This is a genomic window from Actinoplanes sp. NPDC089786 (assembly GCF_040684855.1).
In the GTDB taxonomy this organism is placed as follows: domain Bacteria; phylum Actinomycetota; class Actinomycetes; order Mycobacteriales; family Micromonosporaceae; genus Actinoplanes.
On sequence record NZ_JBFBGU010000059.1, the window covers coordinates 1 to 9,961 of the forward strand.

The 9,961-nt window shown below is 66.0% G+C and carries 12 protein-coding genes and 1 pseudogene; 6 read left to right on the forward strand and 7 right to left on the reverse strand.

The window, feature by feature from the left end:
* Positions 1-149: 149 nt before the first annotated feature.
* Together AB0O15_RS47645 and AB0O15_RS47650 are read right to left on the reverse strand one after the other, a co-directional pair.
* Positions 150-851 carry a hypothetical protein gene (locus AB0O15_RS47645; protein WP_364334772.1) on the reverse strand — a complete coding sequence of 234 codons (702 nt, stop codon included), beginning with the start codon at positions 849-851 and terminating at the stop codon, positions 150-152.
* Positions 852-1,208: 357 nt separating this feature from the next.
* Positions 1,209-1,527, reverse strand: a pseudogene (locus tag AB0O15_RS47650) (TetR/AcrR family transcriptional regulator C-terminal domain-containing protein).
* On the opposite strand from AB0O15_RS47650, the gene AB0O15_RS47655 reads away from it, so the two are divergent.
* Both AB0O15_RS47655 and AB0O15_RS47660 read left to right on the forward strand, forming a co-directional pair.
* Positions 1,516-1,668: a hypothetical protein gene (locus AB0O15_RS47655; RefSeq protein ID WP_364334804.1), complete on the forward strand. Its 153-nt coding sequence runs from the start codon at positions 1,516-1,518 to the stop codon at positions 1,666-1,668. The pseudogene AB0O15_RS47650 and the gene AB0O15_RS47655 overlap by 12 nt on opposite strands.
* Before the next feature lie 249 nt (positions 1,669-1,917).
* Positions 1,918-2,832, forward strand: a complete 915-nt coding sequence (locus AB0O15_RS47660; protein WP_364334775.1) for an SMP-30/gluconolactonase/LRE family protein — start codon at positions 1,918-1,920, stop codon at positions 2,830-2,832.
* A gap of 227 nt (positions 2,833-3,059) precedes the next feature.
* Here the strand turns inward: AB0O15_RS47660 and AB0O15_RS47665 are convergent, their stop codons facing one another.
* The 3 genes from AB0O15_RS47665 to AB0O15_RS47675 all read right to left on the reverse strand — a co-directional run bounded on the left by AB0O15_RS47665 (position 3,060) and on the right by AB0O15_RS47675 (position 4,999).
* Entirely contained in the window at positions 3,060-3,599 is a 540-nt protein-coding gene (locus AB0O15_RS47665) for a hypothetical protein (RefSeq protein WP_364334778.1), read from the reverse strand.
* 184 nt (positions 3,600-3,783) lie between these two features.
* Entirely contained in the window at positions 3,784-4,581 is a 798-nt protein-coding gene (locus AB0O15_RS47670) for a dienelactone hydrolase family protein (protein ID WP_364334781.1), read from the reverse strand.
* 76 nt (positions 4,582-4,657) lie between these two features.
* Positions 4,658-4,999 (reverse strand): nuclear transport factor 2 family protein, encoded by a 342-nt coding sequence (locus AB0O15_RS47675; RefSeq protein ID WP_364334784.1) that lies wholly within the window; start codon positions 4,997-4,999, stop codon positions 4,658-4,660.
* A 48-nt stretch (positions 5,000-5,047) separates the two neighbouring features.
* Between AB0O15_RS47675 and AB0O15_RS47680 the strand changes: the two genes are divergently transcribed.
* Both AB0O15_RS47680 and AB0O15_RS47685 read left to right on the forward strand, forming a co-directional pair.
* Entirely contained in the window at positions 5,048-5,410 is a 363-nt protein-coding gene (locus AB0O15_RS47680; RefSeq protein ID WP_364334787.1) for a sigma factor, read from the forward strand.
* Positions 5,383-5,934: a sigma factor-like helix-turn-helix DNA-binding protein gene (locus tag AB0O15_RS47685; protein ID WP_364334789.1), complete on the forward strand. Its 552-nt coding sequence runs from the start codon at positions 5,383-5,385 to the stop codon at positions 5,932-5,934. Before AB0O15_RS47680 ends, AB0O15_RS47685 begins: the two co-directional genes overlap by 28 nt.
* A gap of 897 nt (positions 5,935-6,831) precedes the next feature.
* Here the strand turns inward: AB0O15_RS47685 and AB0O15_RS47690 are convergent.
* Positions 6,832-7,266 carry a helix-turn-helix transcriptional regulator gene (locus AB0O15_RS47690; protein ID WP_364334792.1) on the reverse strand — a complete coding sequence of 145 codons (435 nt, stop codon included), beginning with the start codon at positions 7,264-7,266 and terminating at the stop codon, positions 6,832-6,834.
* Positions 7,267-7,315: 49 nt separating this feature from the next.
* Between AB0O15_RS47690 and AB0O15_RS47695 the strand changes: the two genes are divergently transcribed.
* A complete protein-coding gene (locus AB0O15_RS47695) occupies positions 7,316-8,521 on the forward strand; it encodes an MFS transporter (RefSeq protein WP_364334795.1) in 1,206 nt (401 codons plus the stop codon).
* A gap of 24 nt (positions 8,522-8,545) precedes the next feature.
* A complete protein-coding gene (locus AB0O15_RS47700; RefSeq protein ID WP_364334801.1) occupies positions 8,546-8,896 on the forward strand; it encodes a tyrosine-type recombinase/integrase in 351 nt (116 codons plus the stop codon).
* Positions 8,897-9,174: 278 nt separating this feature from the next.
* On the opposite strand, the gene AB0O15_RS47705 is transcribed toward AB0O15_RS47700, so the two are convergent.
* On the reverse strand, positions 9,175-9,858 hold the full coding sequence (locus tag AB0O15_RS47705; protein WP_364334798.1) for a class I SAM-dependent methyltransferase: 684 nt from the start codon (positions 9,856-9,858) through the stop codon (positions 9,175-9,177).
* Positions 9,859-9,961: the final 103 nt, after the last annotated feature.

Genomic DNA, 9,961 nt, shown 5'->3' on the forward strand with positions numbered 1-9,961 from the left:
ATCGAGCACGCGCCCGGAACTACACAGCCGACACCATGTCGACCCTCCTAACTGCGAGTCCACTCGCAAAGTGCGACCTCGTGTCGCAACGGCAGTTGAGTGCGTTCGAATCATGGATGCGTTGGGCCTGTTCTCGTTAGTCCGCCCTACTAGGAGTCGGTTTTGCGCTCCAGTGATAGCCGTAGCGGATCGTCACCGTCGATATGCAGTAAGCCGTCTTTTTCAGCGACTGCCAGCGCTTTGCGTACGGCTGTGCCGCTGACGAGAAGTCGCTGGGCCAGATCGTCGACGCTGGTCTCCAGCGGCAGCTGAGGAGTCCATCTCAGTAGCGCTTCGATGTCGCTGGCCACACCCGAGGTCCGATCTCCCATCTGGGAGCTTCGGGCGAACCAGGCGGGCAGTTCTCTGGTTGGATCCGGCCAGAATTGGATCAGCCAGTAGTACCCGTCGCCGTCAGCCGGCCGGCGTGCGACTCGTACACGGAACCACTCCGTGTCGCCGAGGTGAAGGTCGGCCTCACCGTAGCCGCCGGTCAGGTCCGTCAGGGCCAATTCGCCCGAGCTTGATCGGAACGGTGTTTCCAGGATCTCATCGAAGTGTGCGCGCTCCGCCGCGGGCGGCACGTCGTGCAGCTCAATACGCACTGTGTGGTCGGACAGGTCAGGGGCCTGAGCAGCGACCCAGCCGGCGCCCGATCCGGCGAACGCCCCGGTCGGCATGTCTCCGCGATCGCGGTGATGCGGCATTTGCGGGTCCTCGTTCGGGTCCCACGCCTGGTTCGTGTCCGCGAGGATCAAGATCCCGTAGTCCGGATGGTAGTCGTCAGTTTCGAACGCTCGCATCACAGCCACGAGGCCCAGGCTATAAAACTCCCGTTGGCGGCGGGCTCGAGAGCGCAACCTGTAGCGGCCGGCGAGGAGTGTTGCACGCTGCCGTGGCCTCCACCAACTCCGTGATGCGACCGGTCGGGACCAGTGATGAGGCATCCGATCATCGGCGGTTCAGGACGTCGGCCAGGCATGCTCGTCAGCCACGGAGCGTGACAGCACGTCGCCGACCACGGCGCGCTCTCGGCGGCAGATGAGGACGCCAAGATCGTCGCGATTTGGACAGGGCCGCATCGTTCGACTCTGACTCTCCTTGGTCCTGGGTTGGGGGTTCGGGTGGGGTGCTCCGGCGACGTGCGGTGAACAGAGGTCCGTTGCTTGTCAAGGCCGGTAGGCGGCGAGGAAGGTCCGTACGGCATGGTCGGCGTGGCGGTCGAGGTCCACTGTGGCCGGGGTTTCCTCGACGCCGAGGAGCATGGCCCGGTTCAGTGGTTCGGCCATCACGAGCCAGTTGAATTGGGTCGCTGCCAGGTGGGTCTTCGGCGCTGAGCATGCCGTCGGCGGTGAGTTTGTCGAAGATCGACGCGAGGGTGACGATCGTGCGTCCGGGGCCGCGGTCGTAGAAGATTCTTCCGAGCGCGGGGAACCGCGCCAGTTCGGCGATGACGAGCCGGCGCAGCCGTAGCAGGTGCGGCTGCATCACCAGGCCCAGCTGGCAGCGGGCCAGGGCGCGCAGATCGGCTTCCAGGTCATCGGTGCGGCCGAGCGCGAGGACTTCTTGCTGGACCACATTGCTGGCGTGGTCGACGGTGCTCGTTACGACCTCGGTGAACAGGGTTGATTTGTCGGCGAAGTGCCGGTAGATCGTCAGCTTTGATACCTCGGCGAGTGCCGCGACCTGGTCCATGGTTGTGCTGGCGTAGCCCTCGCGCAGGAATACGACCGTCGCCGCTGACAGGATTGCGCGGCGCTTGCGGGCCGAGCGGGTCTCCGGTGGGCTCACTGGCCTCGACCCGGCGCTGCACCTGCCACGGTCAGTACTATACCGTCTAGTTTTGCGAGTACTGGTCAGTTTACTTTGGGAGGGATCGTGTCGGCACCGCGAAGGGTCACCCGTGTACTGCTCGACGGGCTCGGTATCGGGGAGTGCCCGCGCTGGCACGACGACAGGTTGTGGTTCTGCAACTGGGGCGCCAACCAGATCGTCGCGGTCGACGTCGAGGGCAACAGCGAGGTGGTGATGGACGACGCCACGGTGTCCCCGCACTCCATCGACTGGCTGCCCGACGGCAGGCTGCTGATCGTTCCGGGCACGGCCAACTGCGGGGTGCGGCTGCTGGTGCAGGATGCGGACGGATCCCTCACCCCGTATGGACACCTCGACGGGCTGCCGAGCGGGTTCAACGAGATCACCGTCGACGGTCGCGGCAACGTCTACGTCAACGGCGCCGACTTCGACTTCCTGGCGTTCCTCGACCGGGCGATGAAAGACATGGCCGCGGGTGACCAGACTCCGCTGCACCAGCGCCCGGACTTCGTGCCCGGCTACATCGCATTGATCACACCGGACGGCAAAGCGCGGCAGGTGGCCAACGACATCGCCTTCCCCAACGGGATGGTGGTCACCCCGGACAACCGCACCCTGATCATCTCGGAATCCTTCACCGGCACTCTCACCGCGTTCGACATCGCCGAGGACGGGCAGCTGTCGAACCGGCGGGTGTTCGCCGACGGCCTTGGCCCGGACGGAATCTGCATCGACGCAGAGGGCGCGGTCTGGACCTCCCAAGGGCAACGGGACTGCGTACGGGTGGCCGAAGGCGGCAAGATCCTCGACCGCGTCGAACTGGACCGCGACCCGTTCGCCTGCATGCTCGGCGGCCCGGACGGACAAACGCTGTTCATCATGGCCGCGGTGTGGAACCCGGAGAATCCCTTCGGCGGCCCAAGAACAGGACAGGTACTCGCTACCGAGGCACCCGCCCCACACGTCGGCTGGCCCTGATCACCTGGTCCCGGACCCCCGGTCTCGGCACCAGCCACCTACTCCACGACCAACATGAGGCTTCGTCCCACAGAGCCCGCCCCGCGAATGCACGCTCATCGGCAGTTCAGCACGTCAGACCGCCGCGCGTACCAACCACTGAGCGTCACGCTCGTCGTTGGCCGGCACGCGCCGTCGGCGGCATGACCGAGCATTAGGCACAGCGCCAGCACGATGGGCCGCCAGGACTATGTGACGTCTCGAGAACCGTAGGCGAAGGCGCCCTGACGGTAGCGAGACAAGATGCTTGTCGCCACTTCCTCCGGAGTCCCCCTTGGCTCGATGATCAGGTGCCGGGCGTCGATGCGGGCTTGCTCGAACTGTTCGTGCATGTACCGTGTACCGGGCTCGTCGTCACGGTGGCCCTCCCGGGTTGTGACGTTCTGCACGCAGCGTTCTACCGAGGGCAGCAGAACGGCGTAATGCAACTCGTCCAGTCCTGTAGCTTCGAAGAAGGTCGGCAGGAACCATGGCCCCATGACTCCGTCGAAGACGGACTCGTATCCCCCCTGCGCGAACTTCCCAGCTGCCGCACCCGAGGCGCGGATGACCGTTTGGTTCTGATCCTTCGCCTCTGGCCGCCACGGCTTCTGCGCACCCTGGTCCAGGAAGCGGAAGAAGGCGTCTCCGCGGATCAGGACGCTAGGCGAGAGACGGGAAGAAGCGATGGAGCTGACGGTCGACTTCCCGGCTCCGGGTGGCCCGGCGATGACAAGCAGAGTGGACATGCGGCTCTGTGTATCCGCATCGCACGGCGTTATCAAGGCAGTATCGGAGACGCTGAGGTCACCATCCGGCGATCGGGCGCCGACCCCATCCGTCAGGCATCTGTCCATGGTCGCTCATTGCGTCTTGATGGCTTACCAGCCGGCTCAATCGGATGCCCTCATCTCGGCATGTCCGGGAACGTGATCATCCGTGATGGTGAGCCTGGATTTCTGGAGTGCCGTCGGCCAGGCGCTCGGCGATGAAGGTTCGCCACCCGGCGATCGTTGCGGGTGTGGTGTGGGCGTGCTGGCCGGGCTCGGTGACCAGGCGCTTGATCGGGGATCCGATCAGGTCGAACAGGTCCCGTTGGCCGTCGCGGGGGAAGATCTCGTCGTCGTGCTGGACGTGGAACAGCAGCGGCGCGGTGATGCGTCCGGCGTCTGCGGTGACCCGGTCCGGCGCCGCCATGGCGGGATTCATGGCGGCGCACTGCTGCAGACCGAACTTCCCGATGACCACGGCGCGCATCCGGTCGCTCATGTCGGCTGCCAGGGCGAGGCCGAACCGCGCTGCCATGGACATGCCGAGATAGGCGAGCCTGCCGAGGTCGGTCTGACCACAAGCCGTGACAGTATCGACGGCTGCCCTCCAGTCTTCAACCATCCGGTCCAGGGCCACCTCGATCCCGACCTCGGCGATCCTGGCCTGATACTGCGCGGCCGGCATCGCGACCGGCACCCGCTCGCCGTGGTAGGGACCGTCGATCGCGACCTCGGCGCATCCGGCATGGCCGACGAACCAGCGGGCATGCTCGACCACCCGGCCGCCGCGCTTGTGCCCGCTGCCACCATGGCCCACCAGCACCAGCGGTACCGGGACCGATATTGACGGCGGCAGCCACAACACGCCGGGAACACAGCGGCCCGAACGGGTCGTATGAAAGGGCCGCTCGACAACACCGTCGACGACCTGATCGTCAAACCACTCAATGTCCGGCTGCACGACACCATTCCATCAGCCAGCTGACGGTGCCGTGGCCCGGCATCCACACAACGCCTCACCATGCGTAACCGCCACTTCAGCGCGGCAGTGAGCAACTCGCGGCAGATGAGGTTGCTGAAGCACGGGCGAGGAGCTCCTGGATGTAGGCGCGGCCGGCCGCGGTGTCGCCGTCGAGCTGGATCGTGCCGGGGTGGGTGTTCTGCACAAAGAACTCCCACTGGGCCTGCAGCCGCTCGCCCCCGGCGCGGATCTCCTCCCGGCCGACGAGTTCGGCGGGGATGTTCGGCATCCGCAGCGTGCCGTCGTCGGTGAACAGCGCCGCGAGGCGGGCGCGGTCGCGCATCATCGCCGCGTCGGTGAACTCGCCGCGCAACGCCTCGATCTCGACGCGGTCCGCGATCGCCTGAAAGTCCGTCATCGGTGTCCCCTGCTCATTGGATGATGGGTTCGTGGGAGCCGCTGGGTCATGACCACCCGAGCGATCATCAGCGAGCGACGTCAGTTGATCAATCTGGCCTACCGGCTGCTGGGCTCGCTGGCCGAGGCCGAAGACGCCGTGCAGGAGACGTATGCCCGCTGGTATGCCCTGCCCCGCGACCAGCAGGAGGCCATCGAGTTTCCCAGTGCCTGGCTGACTACGGTCACCAGCCGCATCTGCTTCAACCTGCTGGGCTCGGCCCGGGCCCGCCGGGAGCGCTACGTGGGCGAGTGGCTCCCGGAGCCGCTGCCCGACCGCACGGAGTGGACCGGCGGTACCCCGGCCGACCCATCCGACCGGTCACGCTCGACGAGTCGGTCAACATGGCGTTTCTCGTCATGCTCGAGTTGATGACCCCGGCCGAACGCGTCGCGTTCATCCTCCACGACGTCTTCCGCTACCCGTTCGCCGAAATCGCCGAGATCGTCGGCCGTACCCCGGCGGCGTGCCGCCAGCTGGCGTCCTCGGCCCGCCGCCGCATCCGCGCCGCTCAGGCTCCCGCGACCCCGGCGGTCCGGCAGGCCGCCGTTGTCCGGGCCTTTAAGGCGGCCTGGGAGGCCAAGGACGTCGATGTTCTCATCGGTCTGCTCGACTCCGACGCCACGGCGATCGCCGACGGCGGCGGCCTAGCCACGACCTTCCTGCATCCGATCGAAGGCGCTGCGCAGATCGCCCGCGCCTGGGTCGAGATCGCTCGCCGGGCCCCAAGGGACATGACGTTCCTGGAACGCACTGTCAACGGCCGGCCCGGCCTGGTCGCCCAACAGAACGGCCGCACCCTGACTGTGTTCGCGTTCGCCGTCGCCGACGACCGGATCAGGTGCATCTGGGTAGTCCGCAACCCGGAGAAACTCCGGCTCTGGACGACGGGCTGATGCGGCGTTCAGCGCCGGTCGATGATGTTCTCGGGATCCGGGAACTCGTCTTCGTGCGCGTACTGCACCATCTGGATCAGGCACAGCTCCACATCGCCCTGGGACACGAAGTTGTCCAGGTTTGAGCGACCAGCAAGGCCGTAGTACCGACGCCCCAGAGCGCACGGTGCCAGCCGCCCCGGTCGTGGTCAGGATCGGCGCCCGAGCTCACCGGCGACGGTCTCGCAGGCCTCCTGCCAGACGGCGTCGTAGCTGACCCAGTACGGATCCAATGCTCTGCTCGACCGCTGCTCGGTGGGAAACGCACGCTCATGCCGCAATCCGGTGCGCTGAGGATTCTCGACGGCGGGTCACGATTAGTGCCGGCGGCAGTCCGGCCCGGACCTCGAACGAGGGGAGGTACGGGGGTGCTGGCCTCGTCCGCAGCTCAGTCGCTTTCCGGTACAGGCTCCATCACGTCTCTCCAGACGCGGTCTCCCCACGGGTTGCCAACGATACCCAGACGTCCGGCCACGACCTCATCAACGAAGTCCGGGCGTTCGACCCCGACCGATTGCTCGGACCACCACAAAGAGTCGCACTCCGTACAGACGAAGAAGCGCGAGCCGTCGTCCCTGAATCGGTACGGGCGAATCCAATCTTGGCCGCACGTGGGGCACGGCGTGCGAGGAGTCATGACGGCCAACCTATCGTGCGACCATCCTGTAGGCAGGCCGTCAACAACAGTCATGCGACGTCCTCTTCCGCCGCCGAGCGCGCGTGCCAGCCCTGACGCGGCTGTCACGCGGAGTGACCGTTGGCTGCGTCGGTCCCGTGCGCGCTCATGCCGAGAACAGTGCGCCGTGGCGATCGATCGCGGCTGTGCCTGGACTGAGCTTTACGGCTCCGGAAAGGCAATCAGTGTCGGGTAATCAGGACGACGGTGTCGAGGATCCTCTGCCAATCGAGCTCCCGCAGTGGCTTGTCGGCCAGCTTGCCCATGGCGGCCATGGCGCGCAGCAGCCGCCGTCGAGTATCTGTCGCGGGTGCCTTTGCGGCTTGGGCCAACCGCGTCGTCTCAGCCAGGAACTGTGGCGATTTCGAGAAGTGCACCAGCGTGTCGGGCAGGGTCAGTACCGCTGACTCCACTTCCTGGTGGCGCTGCACGGTAAGACGCACACCGAGCACGGCCGTGAGACGGTTGACGGCGGACAGCGTCGGGTTGCCCCGGCCGTTCTCAAGATTCGCTATGTACGGCACCGACAGACCGGCCTCTGCCGCGACGGAGGCAATCGTGCGTCCGGAGCTCACTCGCTGATCGCGGAGCAGACTCCCGAGTTCGTTTATCTCCATAGAATATATCTTGCCATGGACTATCTCCAGGAAATAGTCTCCGGATGTGATGACTGCCGTCCTGCGCCAACGCGACTTCCGCCGGATGTGGACAGCCACGACGATCGACTCGTTCGGGTCATGGCTGCTGGTCATGGCGGTGCCGTTGCAGGTCTTCATGCTGACGGGCTCGGCGATCTCCTCGGGCATGGCCCTCGCTGTGCAAGCCGCGCCTGCAGTGTTGATCGGCCCCTGGGCGGGCGCCGTCATCGACCGTTGGAACCGCAAGAAGGTCCTCGTGTGGGCGAACCTCACCAGCGCGGCCGGGGTCACCCTCATGCTGGCAGCCAATACCCCGGCTCACGTCGAGCTCATCTTCGTCGGGCTGTTCGTCGAGAGCACCGCCGTGTGCTTCCTGCGACCCGCCCTGCGGGCAGTCACCCCGACCCTGATGGACAACGAGCGAGACCTCGCCTCGGCCAACTCGCTGTCCGCCTTCAGCGACAGCTCCCTGCGGATGATCGGGCCGCTGCTCGGAACCTTCCTGGTCGCCCAAGGCTGGTTCGAAGCCGTGGTGATCACCGACGCCCTCTCCTACGTTGTCGCCGCCGCGGTCCTCAACCGGATCACGATCGAGGCCACCGCCTCCCCCGCAGAGCGAGCCGCACCCGTCGCCCACGACCTGCGCGACGGTCTACGCCAGGTCTCGTGCCAGCCCTTGCTGCGCGGGCTGCTTGCCAGCAGCTGGATCTACTGGACCGGCAACGCCGCGCTGACCGCATTACTGGTCCCCTTCACCGCACACCGGCTGAACGTCAGCGGGGTCGCTCTGGGCTACCTGATCACCGGCCTCGGCGTCGGCTACCTCGCCGGATCCGCGATCAGCCGACCCTTGATCCTGCGGTACACCACTCGCACCATCCTGACTGTCACCTACACCTCGGTGGGACTCTGCTTCCTGGTGATGGTCAATGCCACCACGTTGCCGGTCGCTGTGGCTGCCGTGACTGCCGCCGGCGTCCCCGGAGTCGTAGCGCTGATCACCGTCGGACACCGCCTCCAAACCGCGACGCCCAACGCCATGCTCGGCCGAGTCGCAGCCACCTTCCACACCAGCGACGCCATCGCCGCAGTCACCGGCGCCCTCGCCGCCGCATCAGCAGTAGCTGCACTCTCACTTACTACGGCAATGAACGTCTTCAGCGCAGTGGTACTCATCGCCGGAGCGACGGCAGCCACTCTGCCCGCTCAAGAACCGCACTCTGCGACAACCTAGGCGGGGGGACACGGCCATCGCGTTCTGAAGATTCGCGGCAAGGGCGATAAGACCGTCCTCATCCCACTACCACCGGCGGTGGCCCGGGCAATCAACCAAGCCGTCGATGGCCGTGACCACGGGCCGATCCTCCGCGACGTCTACGGCGACAGGGTGGACCGGCACGCCGCGACCTGCCGTCTGAAGGCCTTGGCCGAAGGGGCAGGAATCCGGATCGCGAGGATGCGCCCGCACATGCTCAGGCACATATTCGTTACGACCATGCTCGACGCCGGCGTCAGCCTCCGCGACGTGCAGATCGCGGCCCGCCACGCCGACTCCCGCACAACCATGCGCTACGACCGGGGCCCGCAAGAACCTCGACCAGCACCCTAACTACAACAACTACAACGTCGCCGCCTACATGGCATCTGGTGCATGATCAGCCAACACGCAGTAGCCGATGTCAGTGCGCCGGATCGATGTCGAGTCAGCCCCGCAGCGGGATCCGATAGGTCGAAACATGCGAGGGTGAGTCGGCGGTGAATTCAACTGATTCTGACGGTCTCCGGCGGCCCCACCCGGACGGTCTGCTGTGGCCCCGCCGGGGTTGAGGCGTGCGGTGGTGTGACGGCTTGATTTGGCCCCACGTCGGCGTCCGGCGGTGCCTCAGATCAGTTACCGGGTGTTAGGTGTGCGATGAGGACTGCTCCCGGAGAGCTCTCATCTGGACCGAAGACCATCTGCGCATTGACCGTGAAACCGGCGTCGCGCAACCAGGCGGACATTTGCTCGGGCCGACGGCGATGGACGTAGACCTTCATCGGATGGCCGCCATAGCCCTCAGTCTTCAGCCGGGACTGGTCGCCGACATGGAAGCCGATCAACACTGGCCCGCCCGGTCGCAGCACACGCCGGAAATGTTCGAGGACTGTGGGGATTACATCGTCCGGGATGTGGATCAGCGACCAGAAAGCCAGCAGAGCGGCGACCGATCCGTCGGCAAGCTGAAGATCCGTCATCGAGCCCACCTCGAACCGTAAGCCGGGGTGGTCCTGCCGAGCGATGTCGACCATCGCGGGCGACAGGTCCACGCCGAATGCCTCGACACCGAGGTCGTGGAGGTGGGCGGTGACGTGTCCAGGGCCGCAGCCGAGATCGGCCACCGGCCCGCCGCCAGCGGCGTGGACCAGGTCTGCGAACAGCGCCAGTGCAGCACGCAGATATGGTTCCCTCGCCAAGGAATTGCGGACGAAGTCGGCGTAACTGCCGGCGACTGTGTCGTATGACGTCCGGGTGTCGACAAGCCAGCCGTCTGTCCTTTCGCCTGGCCCTGAAGTGTTGCCGTCTGCGAGCACCGCAATCTCCCTGTACCGTTCGAAAATCCGGCTTCGGTTACGCAGCCTGGGAATACTCGTTGATCAGCCCGTTGAGGACGCGCCGGCGGCGTACTCGCACGGT

Bases quoted from the DNA above. Each gene is read 5' to 3' on its own strand.
- AB0O15_RS47690 (WP_364334792.1), bottom strand. From the start codon at position 7,266: ATGGAGATAAACGAACTCGGGAGTCTGCTCCGCGATCAGCGAGTGAGC.
- AB0O15_RS47685 (WP_364334789.1), top strand. From the start codon at position 5,383: ATGGCGTTTCTCGTCATGCTCGAGTTGATGACCCCGGCCGAACGCGTC.
- AB0O15_RS47675 (WP_364334784.1), bottom strand. From the start codon at position 4,999: ATGACGGACTTTCAGGCGATCGCGGACCGCGTCGAGATCGAGGCGTTG.
- AB0O15_RS47665 (WP_364334778.1), bottom strand. From the start codon at position 3,599: ATGTCCACTCTGCTTGTCATCGCCGGGCCACCCGGAGCCGGGAAGTCG.
- AB0O15_RS47695 (WP_364334795.1), top strand. From the start codon at position 7,316: ATGACTGCCGTCCTGCGCCAACGCGACTTCCGCCGGATGTGGACAGCC.
- AB0O15_RS47680 (WP_364334787.1), top strand. From the start codon at position 5,048: ATGACCACCCGAGCGATCATCAGCGAGCGACGTCAGTTGATCAATCTG.